Origin of the sequence: Spirillospora sp. NPDC049652 (assembly GCF_040675125.1) — a bacterium.
GTDB lineage: Bacteria > Actinomycetota > Actinomycetes > Streptosporangiales > Streptosporangiaceae > Spirillospora.
This window is the reverse complement of record NZ_JBFAOF010000002.1, coordinates 15,437-33,333: the sequence shown is the minus strand read 5'-3', so window position 1 is coordinate 33,333 and position 17,897 is coordinate 15,437. Positions and strand designations below refer to the sequence as shown.

Here is a 17,897-nt window from a genome sequence, read left to right as displayed (position 1 = left end):
GCCCCGGCGACCGCGTGCCCGAGGGGTGAGAAAGCGCACACTTACCACGTTCTGGCTGGTAGTCAAGGTGCGGCTGGTTCCGGCCGGCTGCTTTATCACAGATCGTTGTGGCGTGAACGACCCACCGTCCCCGACAATGGACGCCGTGAGCGATCTTCCCCGCCGCGCGGTGACGCGGTCCGCAAAGCTGGCGTCCCTCCCGCTCGGATTCGCCGGGCGCACCGCTCTGGGCGTCGGGAAACGCACGTTCGGCAGGTCCGCCGAGGCGGTGGCCGTGGAGATCCAGCAGCGCACCGCCGAGCAGCTGTTCAAGGTGCTCGGCGAGCTCAAGGGCGGCGCGATGAAGCTCGGCCAGATGCTGTCGATCTTCGAGGCGGCGCTCCCGCCGGAGATCGCCGGCCCCTACCGGGCCACCCTGACCAAGCTGCAGGAGGCCGCTCCGCCGCTGCCCGCCTCGGCCGTCCACAAGGTGCTGGCCGAGGCGCTCGGCGCGGACTGGCGCGACCGGTTCCAGGAGTTCGACGACCGGCCGGCCGCCGCCGCGTCCATCGGGCAGGTGCACCGGGCCGTCTGGGAGGACGGCCGGGACGTCGCCGTCAAGGTCCAGTACCCGGGCGCGGGCAAGGCTCTGATCAGCGACTTCAACCAGCTCGCCCGGCTCGGCCGGCTGTTCGGCGCGCTCATGCCCGGCCTGGACGTCAAGTCGATGCTCGCCGAGCTCAAGGAGCGGGTGGTCGAGGAGCTCGACTACACCATCGAGGCCGAGTCCCAGACGATCATGCGCGAGGGGTTCCCCGCGGACGACCCGGACTTCTACATCCCCGAGGTCGTCGCGCAGGCGGGCGACGTCCTGGTCACCGAGTGGATCGACGGCACCCCGCTGTCGAAGATCATCAGCGAGGGCGACCAGGAGACCCGGGACCACGCGGCGCTGCTGTACTGCCGGTTCCTGCTGTCCGGGCCGAAGCGCTGCGGGCTGCTGCACGGCGACCCGCACCCCGGGAACTTCCGGCTGCTCCCGGACGGCCGCCTCGGCGTCCTCGACTTCGGCGCGGTGGACCGCATCCCCGAGGAGTTCCAGTACCGGATGGGACGGCTGCTCCGGATCGGCACGCTGGACGACATCGACGAGATCGAGGCCGCGCTCCGCGACGAGGACTTCATCCGCGAGGGCGTCGAGATCGACATCGAGGGGCTGGAGGCGTTCCTCGCCCCCATCACCGAGCCGTTCGTCACCGAGACCTTCAAGTTCAACCGCGAGTGGCTGCGCGACATGGCCGCCCGCGTCACCGACCTGCGTCCGACCAACGTCGTCCGGCAGCTGAACCTGCCGCCGGAGTACGTGATCGTCCACCGCGTCCTGTCCGCGGGGACGGGCGTCCTCTGCCAGCTCGAATGCGAGATCCCCGCCCGCGCCGAGTCCCTCCGCTGGGTCTCCGGCTTCGCCGACGAGCAGGAGGACGCGGCCGACCCCGTCGGCTGACGCCGTCCGAGACAGGCGAACGGGGCCGCGCACCGATGAAGTGCGCGGCCCCGTTCTTCGCGTCCGGCCAACGAGAGGGAGAGCCGGACGCGCGGCGGCCGCATCGGGAGGCACGCTGATTCGTCAAACCATCCAAGAAAGAACGAACCGGGCCTGCTACCGAGTCGGCGTGGCTGGTGGGGGCCGCCGTCCCGCGCGGGCGGTCGCGGGCGCGGCGGCCGCTCGTCCGGTCAGTCGAGCGGACGGCGCGGGGACGGGGCGAGCAGCGCCCGGCTCACGCGCGCCGCGCGGAACTGCGCCTCACGCCGAGCCCGGCGCAGCGCCCGCACCCGGGCCGCGCGCAGTTCCACGACATCGGCCGCACGCGGGTCCACGGCATCGACCGCGGCGAGTTCCGCGGCGTCGGCCGCGCGGAGTCCGGCGGCGTCGGCCGCGCGGAGTCCGGCGGCGTCCGCCGCGTCCGCCCCTACCGGTATTCGCGCCCGCGAAAGGTCCTGGCTGAGCAAGTTCATCTGGGTCTCCTGGGGGACGGGGCGGCGCGACGCGACGGTCGCGCCGCCCTGTGCCTCGATGTGAAGGGTCGGCATCGGGGTCATCGCCGGATCACGCGGTCACCTGGTCCGGAAGCGGGTGCTTGCGGGGACGGCCGCGCGGCCGCTTGCGCGGGACGACGACGCCGCGAACGAACAGCTCGCCTCCCCACACGCCCCAGGGCTCCTTGCGCTCGAGCGCTCCGGCGAGGCACTCGCGGCGGAGCGGGCACTCCAGGCAGAGCGCCTTGGCGAGCTCGACGTCGGCGGGTGCCTCGGCGAAGAAGAGCTCCGGGTCGGTCCGGCAGGGCAGAGTCAGGTCCTCGTCGCTCATCGCGAGAGCCCCCTGCATCACGGTCACCCTTGTTCCTCTCGTTGGATCTCAACGGGTTCGTGTCGTCGGGTCTGTCTGGACAAAGAGAAAGGCCGCGGATTCCGGTGTCGGAATCCGCGGCCCGGGGGCTCGCCGGTCTGGTTCTAGACCGGTCGTGGCCTCCGGGGGTACGGACCCGACTCGTCGCCCTCCGGGGAGGTGACGTTCACGTGGGTCGTGGCCGGGGCGGTGCGCTTTGCGCCTTCCGCGAGTTCCGCCATGGCGGCTGCGAAGACACTGCGCCCCTGCTCATCACGGGACACCTGCTGCATCAGACCGCGCAGTCGCACGCCGTCCCCGAACAGGCCGAAGCCGTCGAGGTCGGTCAGGAACCGCTCGGTCTTCCGCTGGACGCCGCCGCCGTATTTCGCCGCGTCACCGAGAATCCCGGTGCGGGCGGACATGGCGGAGGGGCCGGCATAGGCGGCCGAGAACGCCGGGCAGGCGGCAATCCCGCTCTGCCACGCGTTCTGCATCGAGATCGTGTTGCTCACCGGACCGCACACCACCTTCCTGGCTCTCGTGCCGACCGCCGGACCAAGATCCAGTCGTTCGACTTCTGAATGTTCGTCACGAGCGTACGGCGCTCCGCGGGAAATCAGCAAGATATTTTTGACCTGCGGTTTTGTGGCCCGTCTCACCGGAACCCGCACCGCTTCCCGCGCGTCGGAGCGATCGCCCGCCGCTGTGCACAGCCTACTCCCGGACCCCGCCCGGTGATCATGGAACCGCCGCATCCGGCCAGGCCGTGACCGGCCGCCTTCCCGGAGGACGCCCGACTGTCGGCGGCGCCCGGCAGGATGTGCGCCATGGCTGACAACGAGGCCCTGCTCCGGCGGATCGAGGGCGACCAGGACATCGCCGACCTGCTCACCTATCCCTGTGACTTCGACGTCCGGCGCCGCGATCCGGTGGAAGCGGTCTACCTCGAATCCGGCATGTCCCTGACACCGGTCGCCGGTGACGGCGCGGGCGGCACCTACTTCCTCTGCGGGGGGATGGACGGCCCCGTCCTCTACGCCGACTCCGAGGGCGGGGCGTCCCTCATCGCCGCCGACCTCACCGAGGCCGTCACGCTCCTCGCCGCCCTGCCGTACTGGCGGGACCTCGACTACGGCGGCTCGGCCGAGGAGGCGGAGGAGTCGTGGACCGACGACGACCCGGAGTTCCCCGCCTACCGCACCGAACTCCTCACCCTGCTCGGCATCACCCCGCCGCCGGACGACCTGCTCATCGAACGCCTCCGCGCCGCCATCAAGCGCACGGCCCCCGACTACCGGCCCAAGGTCCGCCACGACGACGCCCACGGCGTCTACGAAGCGACCTACGACCTTCTGTTCGAGAACCTCTGACACGTCCACCGAGAACACGAACCGCCCCGGCGTGGACCGGCGGCGAGGTCAGCCGCCACCCCGCTCCCGCGCCTCCGGGCGGTGCGCGCGGCTATCCTGCGTGACGCGTACCGGCCGCGCCCGGCGGACGGGGTGGCTGCTCGGAGACGGCGTGATCAGAGTTCTCATCGCGGAGGATATGACCCTTCTCCGCGAGGCGCTCGCCGGGTTGCTGTCGCTGGAGAGCGACCTCGAGGTGGTGGCCGAGGTGGCGGCGGGCGAGGACATCGTGCCCGCCGCGCTGGAGCACCGGGTGGACGTGGCCGTGATCGACGTCGGGCTGCCCGGGCAGGACGGCATCTCGGCGGCGGCCGAACTGCGGGCGCGGGCGCCCGGGTGCCGCGTGGTCATCCTGACGGCGATCACCAAGCCGGGCACGCTGCGCAAGGCGCTCGGCGCGCACGTGGACGCGTTCGTCGCCAAGGACATCCGCCAGACGGACCTCGTCGCCGCGATCCGGACGGTCGCCGCCGGCGGCCGCGTGGTGGACCAGGCGCTGGCCCTCGCCGCGCTCCAGGCGCCCGAGAGCCCGCTGACCCAGCGGGAGACCGAGGTGCTGCGCATGTCGGCGACCGGCGCCCATCCGGCGCAGATCGCCGAGCGGCTCTTCCTCACCTACGGCACCGTCCGGAACTACCTGAGCTCAGCGGTCGCCAAGCTGGGCGCTCGGAACCGGGTCGACGCCATCCGGATCGCGACGGAGTCCGACTGGATCTGAGCGGAACTCGGCGACCACCTCGAACCGGTCGCCGGGACGGTGCCCGGCCGTGAGCCGTCCACCGGTGCGCTGTGCCAGGTTGGCGAGTCCGGAGCCCGGTCCCGCGGCGGCCGTCGGCATGTTCCGCGCGCCGCCCGTCCGCCCCGGGGTGACCGCGCCGTCGTTGCGGACGCGGAGCCGGACGGCGCCCTCGCTCTCCGAGATGGTGATCTCGCAGGTTCCGGCCTGGCTGTGGCGGAGCACGTTGGTGACGCTCTCGCGGAGGACGACGGCCAGAGCGGTGTCGATCCGGGCGGACGGCGGCCGGGATCCCACGTCCACGATCGTCTCGACACCGGCGAACTCCAGCATCCGGCGGACCGCGTCGATCTCGGCCGTCAGGGTGAGCTCCACACGGTCGACGACGATGGCGTCCAGTTCGGCGATCGCCCGTTCGGCCATCGGCCCGAGCGAGGCGAGCTCGGCCCCGGCCCGCTCCGGCGCGGTGTCGAGGAGGCGTTCGGCGAGCTCGCCCTTGAGCGCGACGGCCGAGAGGCTGTAGCCGAGGACGTCGTGCAGGTCGCGGGCGATCCGGGTGCGTTCCCGCCGGACCGCCGTCTCGGCGAGGTCGTGGCGGGCCCGTTCGAGCACGGCCGCCAGCGCGTCGAGGCGGCCGAGCGCGTACACCAGCCACATGAGCGTCACATGGCCGCCGATGGCCGCGAGGTTGTTGGGCAGGGACTCCGCCTCCTCGTGGCGGAGCAGCGCCAGATGGGCGGCCAGCACGACGCCGACGAGCGCCCACGAGTACGGACGGCGCACCCGGAGCAGGATCGAGCCGGTGAGGAAGCTCAGCAGCCGGTCCCACGTGAGGTGGACGGCGAAGATCGGCAGCACGAGCAGCAGTGCCTGCGCCAGGAAGACGGCGCGGGACTGCGGCAGCAACTGCAGGATGACGACCGCGACCAGGCCGACCACCGCGAGGGTGAGCTTCAGCGGTCCGATACGGCTGAGTCCGAGGTCCTCGTAGACGAGGATGTTCGTCAGGACGAGGACGCACTGGATGATCAGCACGGCGAGCAGCACGCGCCGGGCCAGGCGCGGTGACCCGACCGGCGTCGGGTTCCCGGGAAGGGGTCCGGCGCGGTAGGCGGCGGCCCTGGCCCGGAGGTCGGCCAGCGTGCGGCGGGCGAGCTCCGTCGCCTCGCGAATGTCCTGCCGGGCCGGCGGGGCGTCCTCCCGGACCGCCCTGCGCATCCGGAACGCGATCGCCTGGAGCCTGCCGCCCAGCACGTCCCGCAGCTCGCCGTCCAGCCGCAGGCGCTCGCGCGCCAGCGCGAGCCGGGCCAGTTCCTCCCGGGCGGCGGACAGCCGCACGACGGTTCCTACCAGCGCGGCCACACCGAACACGACGAGCCCGTCGTCCGCCACGACGATCATGCGGAAGGCGGCCTCCGCGGCCCCGCCGCCGAGCAGCGCGCGCAGCCCGGTCGCGGCCACGACCAGCGTGAACGTGGGCCAGGCCCAGCGCGTCGGGAGCCCGCAGAGGACGCCGGCGGCGACCGTCCACGGCGCCCATTCCCACTGCCATCCGAGCACCGGGAACGGCACGAGGTAGAGCAGCACCAGGCAGGCCAGCAGCGCGTAGCGGACGGCGGGGCCGCGACGCAGCGCCAGGAGCGCGATCAGCGGCGGATACGAGGTGGTGGCGAGAAGCACGCCGGGCGGTCCCCAGCCGTTGTCGAACCCTGCCGCGGCGCGCGTGGCGAACAGGATGCCGAGGGACGCCCACAGCATTCCGCAGACCGGCCACGGCGACGGGGCGTCGGAAGACCGTTCCACGAGCGTCCCCCGAGACCGTGACAAATGCATATCCAGCCGGTGACAGCGGACACTATCGGGTCCATCGGGCCCGCTGCGAGCATCCCTTCTCGCGGTCGCCGCCGCGACCGGACACTCGCTGAAGGGATGCGCAAATGGGAACGGACACACCACCCGTGGCGGGCGGCGCCTGATGGAGCCCGTCGAGGTACTGCCGGTCGTGTCGCTCCTGGCCGTCGTCACGGTGGAGTTCGGTGGCCACGCGCTGCTGAAGTTCGTCACCACGGACCGCGACAGGCTGGGTGAGCTGCGCGAACGCTTCTTCCGCGCCGGGCACGCGCACGCCGGCGTCCTGCTGGTGCTGACGCTGGCCTACTTCCTCTACCTGCCGCGCGCCCGGTACTCCGACGGCCTGGAATGGACGTTCGGCACGGTTCTGCTCGGCGGCGTGGTGGCCCAGTCCGGCGGGTTCTTCCTGCACCTCGGGATCGGCCGGGCGGGCGAGCGCTCCGCCGGGACGGCGCTGACCCGCACCGGCGCGCTCGCGATCGCTGCCGCCCTCGTCGCACTGGCGGCCGGCCTCGCCGCAGAACTCTAGGGGCCGTTCCCCGATGTGGCGCGCCGCCCTCGCGGAGTCGTTCCGCTGACCCGCCCCTCGACCGTGATCCCGGGGACGTGCCGTTCCCCGTGGTCGTCCTTCGAACAACCCGTTATGGAGTACAGATAATGATCAAGAAACTGTCCGTTCCGGTCGCCGCGACCGTCCTCGTCGCCGCGCTGGCCGGTGCGGCGGGCGCGTCCGTCCAGGCATCGCCCACCTCGCCCCGGCCGGACGCCGCCGCGGCCCCGACCGGCATCCTCGACCCCGGCCCCCACCACCGTCGCCTCGATCCGCTGGTCGGGACCTGGAAGGCGGTCAAGACCAACTACCTCCTGGGCGGCGGGAAGCCGGTCGTCTCCCGCGACATCACCGTCAAGGTGCGCTGGATCGAGAAGACCGGCGGACGCTTCCTGGAGGAGAGGACCGAAGGGACACTCGCCGGAAACCACTACTACCGGCTCGGCGTCCTCGGCTTCTCCAACATCGACCGCCGCTACGAATGGACGACGTTCGACAGCGTCACCCCTGTCGCGATGACCTACAGAGGCGCCCCGGTCGCCGGAAAGCCGTCCGTGCTCTCCATTCCCGGCGAGTTCACCGATCCCGGCCTGCTCGGCCCCCGCTACTTCGGCAAGACGATCCCCATGCGCACCGTCATCACCCTCGCGCGGAACGGCCATCCCACCTTCGACCTCTACTTCACCCCGCCCGGGCAAAAGGAACGGCTCGCCGACCGCGTCGTCTACACACGGAAGATCAGGTAGGAGACCCGGAAGGGCATCGGCCGGACTCAGCACCCCGCTGCCCGAAAGAGCACGCAACGTGCCGGTGGAGCGAGTGGGGCACCGATACGACCAGGTGTGGAAGGCGCAAGCTCCAAGAAACGAGAGCAGCGGTAACTCCGGGCCGGGGTCGAAGTCGCGGATGAAGCACGGTATTGCGCGATGACGGCTGCCGTCGGACGACTGCGGATGCGCACGCGCTGAGTCCGGCGGCCGGCCATCGGATGGCGGCTTCGGCCGACGCGCCGAACTCAGCCCTCGGAACGAGTTGTTGCGGGTCAGGAGTCGGTTACGCGGACGAGGCCCTCTTGCATGACGGAGGCTACGAGGTCGCCGTCTCGGGTGAAGATCTGGCCTCGGGCCAGGCCTCTGGCGCCGCCGGCGAAGGGGGTCTCCTGGTAGTAGAGGAGCCAGTCGTCGGTTCTGAAGGGCTTGTGGAACCACATGGCGTGATCACCTACTTGATCACCAATATCCACGATGACCTGCACATATGTGCCGCTCTGCCTGCAACGTGCCACGATCGGCACACCATACGCACAAACCAAGGCCGGTCACCCGCTCGTCGGGGGACCGGCCTTGTCGCGTTTCAGGCCCAAAGCCCCGCCCTGCCTCCGCTCGCGCGGAGAGAACCACCAGGTCCTCACGGGCGGGCCGCCCCTGGGCGGACCACCTCCGCTCGCGCGGAGAGAACGCGCCGCCCTTGATGAGGGACTCGATCGCCCGCGGACCACCTCCGCTCGCGCGGAGAAAACTGAAGGTCGCCGCGCAGGCACAGGGCGATGGTCGGACCACCTCCGCTCGCGCGGAGAGAACACCGGGTTCGGGATGCATGCGTCTGATCCTCACGGACCACCTCCGCTCGCGCGGAGAGAACGGCGGCGCCCGGTCCAAGCTCGCCTCGGAGCACGGACCACCTCCGCTCGCGCGGAGAGAACAGACGCATGGCGGGCTGTTTACCGTCCGTGCGCGGACCACCTCCGCTCGCGCGGAGAGAACAGCCGAGTGACATTCTCGGGAAGGGTCGGAGACGGACCACCTCCGCTCGCGCGGAGAGAACGCCGTCCAGACCGAGGTGACCTGATGGCGATCCGGACCACCTCCGCTCGCGCGGAGAGAACGCGCCCTGGTGCGCCCTCTTCATCGCCTGGTGCGGACCACCTCCGCTCGCGCGGAGAGAACAAGACCAGAAAGAGGAGCGGGTTCAATTCCGTCGGACCACCTCCGCTCGCGCGGAGAGAACACTTCGCGACCTGCGGCGATTAGGGCTCGTTACCGTTCTGCAACATACTCTTCCTCGGCTTGCCGTGATCGGTCACCCAGGCAGCCTACGGGTCGCCGCAGCGGAATTGTCGGTGGTGCGTGATGTGGTGGTCGCTCCCAGTCGTGTGAGGCTCGGAGGAGCTCATGCCTGAGCAAGATCCCGCGTGGACAGCGGGGGTTGACGGTCGCCTATGGGGCAAGCGGGCGGGGCTTCCAGGGCCGTATCCGGTCGTTTGTCATCTCATCGACACGGCGGCGATCGCTGGGGCGTTATGGGACGCCTGGCTGCCTGGAACGCCTGCGCTGAAAACTGCAGACTTCGGCAGCGGCTCCCACAAGGACGCGAGGAGGCTTGTCGGCTTCTGGGCTGGCCTGCACGACATCGGGAAGATCTCTCCTTCCTTCCAGGTTCTCGTGGACGACCTCTACAAGGACCTGGTCAGTGAGTCTCCGGAGTTTGGGCGTGATGCGCCCGCGAAGGGGCTGGCACACAACGAGATCAGCCACTGGGTCCTGGTGACGGCACTTCGTGAGCTGGGCTATCCAGCGGCTGAGTCTGCTCGGCGGGATGTTGCTCATCAGATCGCTCAGATGCTCGGTGGACACCATGGCCGGTACTGCCCGGCCTTGAAGCGTCAGGAGCTGCGTGATCCGCGTGGGGCACGTGAAGGCATCGGTGCGGGCACTTGGGAGGAGCAGTGTCGGGCCCACGTGGCCGCTCTGCAGCGCCTGACCGGAGCTACGGACCCCTTGGCCACGCGCCTTTCACCGCCGGTCGCTGTCTTGGTCACTGGACTGGTGATCGTTGCCGACTGGTTGGCCAGCCAGGAGTCGTTCATCCGGGCGCGGATGCCGGGTCCGGGGTGGGCGGCTTCAGATGCGGAGCTGGACGCGCACTGGGCGCGGGCCGTGGCGGACGCCCCTCGGGTCGTGCGTGAGGCTGGCCTCGGACAGGCTGTTTTCCGGGACCTGCCGTTCGCCGAGCTCTTCGGGTTCGCGCCGAACACCCTTCAGGACTCAATCGTGCGTGAGCTGCCCCAGCTCGTCCGCGGGCCTGGGCTGCTGCTGGTGACGGCTCCCCCCGGGGATGGGAAGACCGAGGTGGCGCTGTACGCAGCGGGCGTGTTGGCTCGCGCGTGGGGGGTTGGCGGGATGGGGTTCTCCTTGCCGACGATGGCGACCACCGATGCGATTCATCGCCGGGTGGAGCAGTTCGGCAAGCGTGCTCTGGAGCAGGACGCGGCGCTGACCCGCGTCCATAGCATGGCGTGGTTGACCTCGGAGACTGCCAAGGATGCCGCCGCTTCAGCGGCCGGCGGAGACGACGTCGTCACCGAGCCCACCACTTTGGTTGAGGCAGCCCAGTGGTTGCGCGGCAACCGGCGTGGGCTGCTCGCGCCGCTCAGTACGTTCACCATCGATCAGAGCCTCACGGGCGTACTTCCGGTGAGGTACGGCGTCCTCCGCCTGCTGGCGCTGGCGAGCAAGGTCATCGTCGTCGACGAGGCGCATTCCTATGACGCGTGGATGCACGCGTTGCTGGTTCGCCTGTTGGAGTGGCTCGGGGCACTGCAGGCACCGGTTGTTCTGCTGTCGGCCACGCTCACGGGAGAATCTGCGCGCTCGTTGGTCGACGCCTACATGAGGGGAGCGGGGCATCCCGCACCGGCGGACGCTCTTCAGCCCTGCTACCCCGGGTGGGTCTTCGCGGACGCGACAACGGGGATTGTGCATGAACCGCGCTCGGTGCGCAGTGAGCGCGAGCGAAAGCTGCGGTTCGATGTCCGTCCGGTGCTCCGGGGACCCGATTCCAACCGGGCTGGCCACCGGATCAGCGTCGTCAAGGAGCTACTTGGCCCTTTGGTGGCCGACGACCGCGGATGCGTGCTGGTGTGCTGCACCACGGTCGCCGAGGCGCAGGACACTTATCTGGCCTTGGCCGAGTGGTTCAGCACGTTGCGGCGCGAGGGCCGTGAGCCGCCGGAGCTGAAGCTGCTGCATTCTCGTTTCCGAACGGCCGACCGTGCTGCTGTCATCAGCGGCTGTGAGGCGGATTTCGGGAAGGACGGCCCACGCCCGAGGACCGTCCTGGTGTCCACGCAGATCGTCGAGCAGTCCCTCGATCTCGACTTCGACCTTCTGATCACCGACCTCGCTCCGATGGCGCTGCTGCTGCAACGCGCCGGCCGGTGTCAGCGACATCGTGATCGCGACCATGATCTCCATCGTGACCGGCGGCCGGCCTGGGCAGGAGTTGAGCCGCGTGTCGTGGTGCTGGATCCGGTGAAAGCTGACGGAAGCTTCTCGGTTCCGGCCGAGTGGGGGACGGTGTACAGCGAGTCCCTGTTGCGCCGCACGCATCTGCTACTTCGGGAACTCGGCACGGATCCGGTCGATGTCCCCGGTGACGTGCAGCGGCTCGTGGACGCCGTCTATGCCGAGGACTTCGCCCAGGCTGTCGCGATGAGTGCGGCGTCCACGTCCGCCGTCAGTCGCGCGGACTCTGAACGGCTTGCCGAGCAGGCAGCCCATCAACAGATGGTTGACCTGGTAGGCATCATCCCGCCGTTCGAGCGGGGCCTTCATGACTTGCGGCGGCTCAGCGAGACCAAGGTCCCAGTGGACGAAGCGCTGGTCGCGACGCGGCTTGGTGCGAATTCCGCTCGCCTGGTGTGCGTCTACGACCAGGGCGGCGGGCACTGGACGCTCGATGAGCAGGGATGCGTCCCAGTGCCTGGGTGGGGTGGGGAAGCCAAGGTGACGAGAACTCAGGCGCAGTTGATAGCCGAACACATGATCCCCGTCCGCGACAGCTGGCTTGGCGAGGGCACTGACCTGCTGGAATCACCGCCTGCGTGGGTCGATAACCCCGTGCTGCGGGACTGGGCGTTGCTGCCGATGCGCCGTTCCGCTGACGGACAGTGGTGTGGCCGCATACGGACAGAGACCGCTCAATACTCAGAAAGCTTCGGCCTTACCTAACACCAGTTGCATACATTCGGCATCGAGGAACTCACGCTGAGTTCCCTCCCCCGCCTTCGCAGGGATAACAGCAACGGCCGTTGTTCTCTGACCTAGCACCACGGCACACCCTCGCTGAGGCGAGGAACACGAAGAGCCTACAGAACCGCGTTTTCACCTTGATGAAGGGCGCTCTGTCATGCACCGTCCAGCCAGTTTCGACCTGGCTCTCCGTCCCTGGGCGCCTGTGCGTTGGAAGACTCCCGGCGCCGACCGACCAACCCAGGTGGGCCTCAGGGATCTACTGATCCACGCGCACGAGATCGAAGCGCTCACCGTGACCCCGCCGGCGGCGTTGTCGGCGCTGTACCGGCTGCTGTACGCGCTGACCGCTCGCATTACCGGCCTGGACGAGGACCTCGACGGAACCGATTGGGACGAACGCCGCGAGGACCTCTTCGGCGAGCCCCTGGACTCCGACGCGGTAGATCGCTACTTCGACTCGCTGCCCGGCCGCTTCGACCTCTTCGATGCGGAGCGGCCGTTCCTGCAGGATCCCCGTTTGGCCGACCCTGCCGTCTCCCCGAAGAGCGCAGGCGTCAACAAGCTCGCGATCGGCCGTCCCGCCGGCAACAACAGCGTCTGGTTCACCCATCATTGGGACGCGACCCCTGAGCCGCTACCGAGCGCCGAAGCCGCGGCCGCCATGCTGATCTGGCTCTACTACGGGCCGTCCGGACGATGCGCGTCCCGCACCCACCTGGACACCAAGGCGGCCGACGTTTCCGCTGGCCCCTTGCGCGGCAGCCTCTCCTACCACCCCGAGGGATCCGCCCTCCTGGAGACCTTGCTGGCGGGGCTGACGCCGCCCCCGCGAGGTCTCCGCCGAGAGGACGATCCGTGCCCGTGGGAGGTGTCGGATCTAACCGACCCGTTGGCCCCGCCGAGGCAGCCTCTCCCCTATCCCGGTCCCTGCTCCCGCCTGACAGGCGGCTGGCAGCACGCTCTCCTCCTCGTTCCTGATGACACCGGCGACCATGTGGTCGACGCGTACATCACCTGGGGCAAGCGCGCCAAGCAGCCCGGCACCGGCGACGCATACGTCATTCACCAGCTGAGCCAACAGGGGAACCTGTACGCCCGGCCAGCGTCCTCCGGCCGTGCCCTGTGGCGTGACCTGGACGGTCTCCTCCAACTCGACAACACTGCGAGCTCGCAGCCCCGCCGTCCCGAGGTGTTCAACGACCTGGACGACCTCGGCGCGTTCGCCGTCCGGGCGTTGGGGTTCGAGCAGGACGGCAAGACCAAGGACATCCAGTTCGTCTCGGCCGTCACTCCTCCGCTGCTGTTCCGCGTCAGCGAGTACGCGCCCCGCATCGCGCGGCGCATCGGTGACCTGCGCACATCCGGGGAGATCTACGGGCAGCGGCTGGAGTACGCCGCCAAACGCGCGTGGGCGTCGGTGACCGACGGCAAACTCGGTCCCTGCGCCTGGGCCGAGCACGCGGCCGCCGCGTACTGGCCGGCTGCCGAAGAGCTGTTCTGGAGCCGCCTGCAGCGCCAGGACTTCGCCGAGGATGCCTGGCGCGACTTCCTGCGCGCCGCGACCGCGGCCTACGACCAAGTCACTCAGGACTACGCACGCAACACCCGCACCGCTCGCGCCATCGAACGTGCCCGGCTGGAGCTCTACGGCGGAGACCGCAAGACCAAGCGCACCGCCTGATCGTCCCTCCTCCCCCTCTTGGCAGGACGTCATGACTGATGAAACGCCCTCGGCCGAGGCCCTCGCGCCGACTCCCTACCAAGCCCGCTACCTGAAAGCCGGCGCGTTCGTGGACACGGTCCACCAGCTGTGCAGTCAGCCCGGCAACCGAGCCGCCCTCCGCACCGGTCTGGGCCGTCCGCTCGACAAATGCAAACGGATGCATCAGGTCATCGCGGCCCGAGTCCCACGCGGCACCGACGATCAGGAACGCGCCTACTACGCGATCGCGGCCATGATCGCCGCGCTCCCGCCCCACGCTCGCGGTTCCGTCGCCCGGCCTGGGACTCGGGCCCGCAACCTGGGGGTCTGCCTGGCCGAGGGCGTCGGGCGCGGCGCCCTGCGCGAGACCTCCGCAGAGGCGCGTCTCAGCCTCCTCACCCGGCAGAGCATCGACGGCATTCACCGCCACCTGCCCTCCACCGCACGCGTCCTGGCCGATTCCCCAACGGCCGTCGACTGGGCCCAGCTCCTGCTCGATCTGCGGTCGTGGACCGACCACCGCGACCGCATCACCCGCAACTGGCTGCAGTCCTTCTACCGCACCCGGTTCCAGGCCGAAGAACTCGCCGCCCGAACCGCCTCTCCGACCGAACAGTCCCCCTCTGAGGAGTCCTGATGCCCGACATCAACGGCCGTTTCGTCGAACTCCACGTCGTCCAGGCGATCCCCTTCGCCAACCTCAACCGCGACGACACCAACTCGATCAAAACCGTCACCTGGGGAGGCGCCGAGAGGACCCGGGTCAGCAGCCAGTGCTGGAAACGCGCCATGCGCCTGCACCTCCAGCAGAGCATCGGCCAGGACGCCCTGAGAACCCGCCGCCTGGCCGAGCGCCTCACCCACCACCTGCGCGACCAGCACGGCTGGCCGGACGACCTGGCCGAGCGGGCCGGCCGCCACGTCGCCGTCGCCAGCAGCGTCGGCGCCGAGGCCCCCAAGAAGAAGAAGGACGCCGACGACGACGGACCGGCCGACGCCTGGCTCAACGCCGCGATGGTCTACATCCCCGACACGGCGATCGCCGAGCTCGCCGACCTTGCCGAACTGCACCGCGAGGCCCTGGAGAACGCCAAGGACCCCGCCAAGTTCGACCGCAAGCACTCCGTCATCCCCGGCACGGACGTCGACGCTGTCCTGCGCAGCCGCAACGGCGTCATCAACCTGTTCGGCCGCATGCTCGCCCAGGTCGACGGCGCGCACGTCGACGGGGCCGTCCAGGTCGCGCACTCCTTCACCACGCACCGCACCGACGTGGAGATTGACTACTTCTCCGCTGTCGACGACGTCACCGCCGCCTGGCAGGACACCACGGGCAGCGCCCACATGGGGCAGGCCGAGCACAGCGCCGGCGTCCTGTACCGCTACGTCGTCCTGGACCTGCACGACCTGCACCGCAACCTCGGCGGCGCCCTGACCGAGACCCACGAGCTGGCGGACGCGCTTCTCCGGGCCGCGCTGCTGTCGCTGCCGCACGCCAAGAAGAACTCCACCGCCCCCCACACCATCCCGCACCTGGCCCACGTGACCGTCCGCAACGACCGGCCCGTCTCCTACGCCGGAGCCTTCGAGAAGCCGGTCCGCGCCGACCAGTTCGGCGGCCACAGCGAGCCCTCCGTCGCCGCCCTCGACTCCTACGCCGCCGCCGTCCAGCGCCTCCTCGGAACCAACGGACTGACCTACGGCGGCCACGCCACCCTCTCCGACCTCGCCCCCCAGGGCCTCGGCAACCGCGCCGAATCCTTCGACGCCCTCATCGAGAGCGCCTTGGCCGCGGCCCTGCCCAGCGCCGTCAAGGAGCCGGCATGACCCGACCCCCGACGGGACTGCTGCTCCACCTCAGCGGCCCGCTGCAGTCCTGGGGTGAACGCTCGCGGTTCAACCAACGCGACACCTCCCGCGCCCCGACCAGGTCCGGACTCATCGGGCTGATCGCCTCCGCTCTCGGCCGCGACCGCGACACCCCGATCGGAGAACTGGCCGCCCTGCGCTTCACCACCCGCATCGACCGGCCGGGCACCCTGCTCCGCGACTTCCACACGGTCGGCGGCGGCATGCCGCGCGACCTCACGGTGATCACGGCCGAAGGGGCGCGGCGCGGCGCCGGAAAGCGGACCGTCATCTCCGAGCGCTACTACCTCCAGGACGCGGCGTTCACGGTCCTGGTCACCGCTCCCGAGCCGGAACTCCTGCACGCCTGCGGCGAAGCGCTGGTCAGGCCTCACTGGCCGCCCTACCTGGGACGGCGCGCCTGCCCTCCCAACGCGCCCCTGCTCGTTGCCATCCCTGACAGCGACCCCACCGCAGCGCTGATCGACCTGCCGCTGGCGCGCACCGGCCCCAGCACCCCGACCGTCCGCGTGGAGTTTCAGAGCGACGCCCCGCTCACCGGGCCCGTCTGGGCCGCCGCACCGGACGACGAGCAGGGGACCTCAACCGAAGCCCAGGACGACCCGGTCTCGTTCGCCTCCAACCGCAGCGAGTACCGCAGTCGCCCTGTCTACCGACGCCACCTGGACCTGCCCACCTCCCAGTGTGGCGGGCTCGGCGTCCACTACCTCACCCGCCTGAGCGAGTACCTGACCGACCTCCGCACCGAAGGCTCACCGGCATCGCCATGACATCAGAGCTGTGGATCACCCAGATCGTCCCGAACCTCCGCGAACGCGTCGTCCTCAGTGAACTCAACGACGCGGTCAAGCTGCACCGGCGCGTCATGGCCCTGTTCCCTGAGGAACTGGGCCCGGCCCCCCGCCAGCGGGCAGCCGTGCTCTTCCGGCTTGAGGAAACACCTGAGGGCTCCGTCGTCCTGGCCCAGAGCGCCCTCAAGCCGGACATCACCCAGCTCCCGGCGGACTACGGAACCGCACTCGCCAAGCCCCTCACCCCGCTGCTCAACCGCCTCAGCAGCGGAGTCAACGTCCACTACCGGATCATCGCCAACGCCACCCGCAAGCTCGGGAAGAACACGACCGCCGGACGGCCCAAGGAGGTCGTCCCGCTCTACGGTGCCGAGGCCGATCAGTGGTGGGCGCGCCAAGCCGAGAACATCGGCCTGGCGCTGCACACCGTCCACAGCAGCCAACTCAGCAACGCCACCGGACGCCACCGCCACGGCCGGCTCACCCATGCCCGGACCCGTTTCGACGGCACCGCCACCGTCACCGACCCGGCCGCCCTGACCCATCACATCCAGATTGGGATCGGCCGCGCCAAAGCCTTCGGCTGCGGGCTGCTCACCATCGCTCCCGTCCGCCGGTGAGCCGTCCCCCTCGCAACGCCCGGCAGCGGCTGGCCGCACCCACTGCGGCGATGCTTCCCCGTATCGGTGACTCGTTGTCGTTCCTGTACATCGACGTCGCGCGCATCGTCCAGGACGACACAGGGGTCAAAGCGCTGATCGAGGTCGGCGACGAGCAGCGCAGGATCGCGCTTCCCACCGCCGCCCTCGGCTGCCTGCTTCTGGGGCCCGGCGTGTCCATCACGAGCCGGGCCCTGGCCACCTTCGCCCGCCACGGCACCACCGTGATCTGCACCGGCGCGGCCGGCGTCCGCTGCTACGCCGCCAACGTCGCCGACTCCCTGCCCACCCGCTGGCTGGAGGCCCAAGTCCGCGCCTGGGCCGACGAATCCGAACGCACCGCCGTCGCCCGCCGCATGTACAACCACCGGTTCGGGGGCACGGCCCCCAAAGACGCCACCATCAGCCAACTGCGCGGCCACGAGGGCCAACGCATGAAGGCGTACTACCGGGCTCTCGCCGAACAGAACGGCATCCCGCCGTTCAAGCGCTCCTACAGCCCCGACGACTGGGACTCGCAAGATCCAATCAATCGTGCGCTGTCCGCGGCCAACACCTGCCTGTACGGCATCACCCACGCAGCCATCAACGCCATCGGCTGCAGCCCGGGCCTCGGCTTCGTCCACACCGGCACCTCGCACTCCTTCGTGTACGACATCGCCGACCTCTACAAAGCCGAACTCACCCTGCCCCTCGCCTTCGCGCTCCACGACGTCCCAGATCCTGAAGGCGAGGCCCGTCGTTCCTTCCGCGACGGCCTCCGGCTGTTTCGGCTCCTGCCCCGGCTCGTCGCGGACATCCAGTCCCTGCTCGTCCCGGACGACGGCAGTCGCAGAGAGGATGCCGAGGAGGCCGCCGAGGAACTGGTCGATCTCTGGGACCCCGACCTGGGACGCCTCGCCGGCGGCACCAACTACGGGCAAGACTGA

General features: G+C 70.0%; 16 protein-coding genes, 1 pseudogene and 1 CRISPR repeat array. Of the genes and pseudogenes, 12 read left to right on the top strand and 5 right to left on the bottom strand.

What is annotated here, in order from left to right:
- The first annotated feature begins 145 nt into the window (after positions 1-145).
- On the top strand, positions 146-1,483 hold the full coding sequence (locus AB0J52_RS00440) for an ABC1 kinase family protein (RefSeq protein WP_500179386.1): 1,338 nt from the start codon (positions 146-148) through the stop codon (positions 1,481-1,483).
- 230 nt (positions 1,484-1,713) lie between these two features.
- Here the strand turns inward: AB0J52_RS00440 and AB0J52_RS00435 are convergent, their stop codons facing one another.
- From AB0J52_RS00435 to AB0J52_RS00425, 3 genes are all read right to left on the bottom strand, one after another.
- On the bottom strand, positions 1,714-2,070 hold the full coding sequence (locus tag AB0J52_RS00435; protein WP_500179385.1) for a hypothetical protein: 357 nt from the start codon (positions 2,068-2,070) through the stop codon (positions 1,714-1,716).
- A gap of 16 nt (positions 2,071-2,086) precedes the next feature.
- A complete protein-coding gene (locus AB0J52_RS00430) occupies positions 2,087-2,347 on the bottom strand; it encodes a WhiB family transcriptional regulator (protein ID WP_199486784.1) in 261 nt (86 codons plus the stop codon).
- A 143-nt stretch (positions 2,348-2,490) separates the two neighbouring features.
- Positions 2,491-2,880 (bottom strand): hypothetical protein, encoded by a 390-nt coding sequence (locus tag AB0J52_RS00425; RefSeq protein ID WP_500179384.1) that lies wholly within the window; start codon positions 2,878-2,880, stop codon positions 2,491-2,493.
- Between the two features lie 315 nt (positions 2,881-3,195).
- Here AB0J52_RS00425 and AB0J52_RS00420 point away from each other — a divergent pair, with 315 nt between their 5' ends.
- A complete protein-coding gene (locus AB0J52_RS00420) occupies positions 3,196-3,738 on the top strand; it encodes a hypothetical protein (RefSeq protein ID WP_500179383.1) in 543 nt (180 codons plus the stop codon).
- 151 nt (positions 3,739-3,889) lie between these two features.
- A complete protein-coding gene (locus tag AB0J52_RS00415) occupies positions 3,890-4,495 on the top strand; it encodes a response regulator transcription factor (protein ID WP_500179382.1) in 606 nt (201 codons plus the stop codon).
- On the opposite strand, the gene AB0J52_RS00410 is transcribed toward AB0J52_RS00415, so the two are convergent.
- Positions 4,421-6,316 (bottom strand): sensor histidine kinase, encoded by a 1,896-nt coding sequence (locus AB0J52_RS00410; protein ID WP_500179381.1) that lies wholly within the window; start codon positions 6,314-6,316, stop codon positions 4,421-4,423. The genes AB0J52_RS00415 and AB0J52_RS00410 overlap by 75 nt on opposite strands.
- Before the next feature lie 172 nt (positions 6,317-6,488).
- Here AB0J52_RS00410 and AB0J52_RS00405 point away from each other — a divergent pair, with 172 nt between their 5' ends.
- Together AB0J52_RS00405 and AB0J52_RS00400 are read left to right on the top strand one after the other, a co-directional pair.
- Complete coding sequence (locus tag AB0J52_RS00405; protein WP_500179380.1) at positions 6,489-6,893, top strand: hypothetical protein; 405 nt, start codon at positions 6,489-6,491, stop codon at positions 6,891-6,893.
- Between the two features lie 128 nt (positions 6,894-7,021).
- Positions 7,022-7,660: a DUF1579 family protein gene (locus tag AB0J52_RS00400; protein ID WP_500179379.1), complete on the top strand. Its 639-nt coding sequence runs from the start codon at positions 7,022-7,024 to the stop codon at positions 7,658-7,660.
- Positions 7,661-7,956: 296 nt separating this feature from the next.
- On the opposite strand, the pseudogene AB0J52_RS00395 reads toward AB0J52_RS00400, so the two are convergent.
- A pseudogene (locus AB0J52_RS00395) lies at positions 7,957-8,133 on the bottom strand (acyl-CoA thioesterase); the annotation flags it as partial.
- A 149-nt stretch (positions 8,134-8,282) separates the two neighbouring features.
- Positions 8,283-8,921: direct repeats of the CRISPR family, unit length 29 nt; unit sequence CGGACCACCTCCGCTCGCGCGGAGAGAAC.
- Positions 8,922-9,085: 164 nt separating this feature from the next.
- Here AB0J52_RS00395 and cas3 point away from each other — a divergent pair.
- The 7 genes from cas3 (at position 9,086) to cas1e (ending at position 17,897) form a co-directional block, all read left to right on the top strand.
- Positions 9,086-11,923, top strand: a complete 2,838-nt coding sequence (gene cas3, locus AB0J52_RS00390) for a CRISPR-associated helicase Cas3' (protein ID WP_500179378.1) — start codon at positions 9,086-9,088, stop codon at positions 11,921-11,923.
- 178 nt (positions 11,924-12,101) lie between these two features.
- Complete coding sequence (casA, locus tag AB0J52_RS00385) at positions 12,102-13,628, top strand: type I-E CRISPR-associated protein Cse1/CasA (protein WP_500179377.1); 1,527 nt, start codon at positions 12,102-12,104, stop codon at positions 13,626-13,628.
- Between the two features lie 31 nt (positions 13,629-13,659).
- Positions 13,660-14,286: a type I-E CRISPR-associated protein Cse2/CasB gene (gene casB, locus AB0J52_RS00380; RefSeq protein WP_500179376.1), complete on the top strand. Its 627-nt coding sequence runs from the start codon at positions 13,660-13,662 to the stop codon at positions 14,284-14,286.
- The gene (gene cas7e, locus AB0J52_RS00375) at positions 14,286-15,476 is read left to right on the top strand and encodes a type I-E CRISPR-associated protein Cas7/Cse4/CasC (RefSeq protein WP_500179375.1); all 1,191 of its coding nucleotides are present in this window, start codon (positions 14,286-14,288) and stop codon (positions 15,474-15,476) included. Before casB ends, cas7e begins: the two co-directional genes overlap by 1 nt.
- Positions 15,473-16,288 (top strand): type I-E CRISPR-associated protein Cas5/CasD, encoded by an 816-nt coding sequence (gene cas5e / locus AB0J52_RS00370; RefSeq protein WP_500179374.1) that lies wholly within the window; start codon positions 15,473-15,475, stop codon positions 16,286-16,288. Before cas7e ends, cas5e begins: the two co-directional genes overlap by 4 nt.
- Entirely contained in the window at positions 16,285-16,929 is a 645-nt protein-coding gene (gene cas6e, locus AB0J52_RS00365) for a type I-E CRISPR-associated protein Cas6/Cse3/CasE (protein WP_500179373.1), read from the top strand. Before cas5e ends, cas6e begins: the two co-directional genes overlap by 4 nt.
- Positions 16,926-17,897: a type I-E CRISPR-associated endonuclease Cas1e gene (cas1e, locus tag AB0J52_RS00360; protein WP_500179372.1), complete on the top strand. Its 972-nt coding sequence runs from the start codon at positions 16,926-16,928 to the stop codon at positions 17,895-17,897. Before cas6e ends, cas1e begins: the two co-directional genes overlap by 4 nt.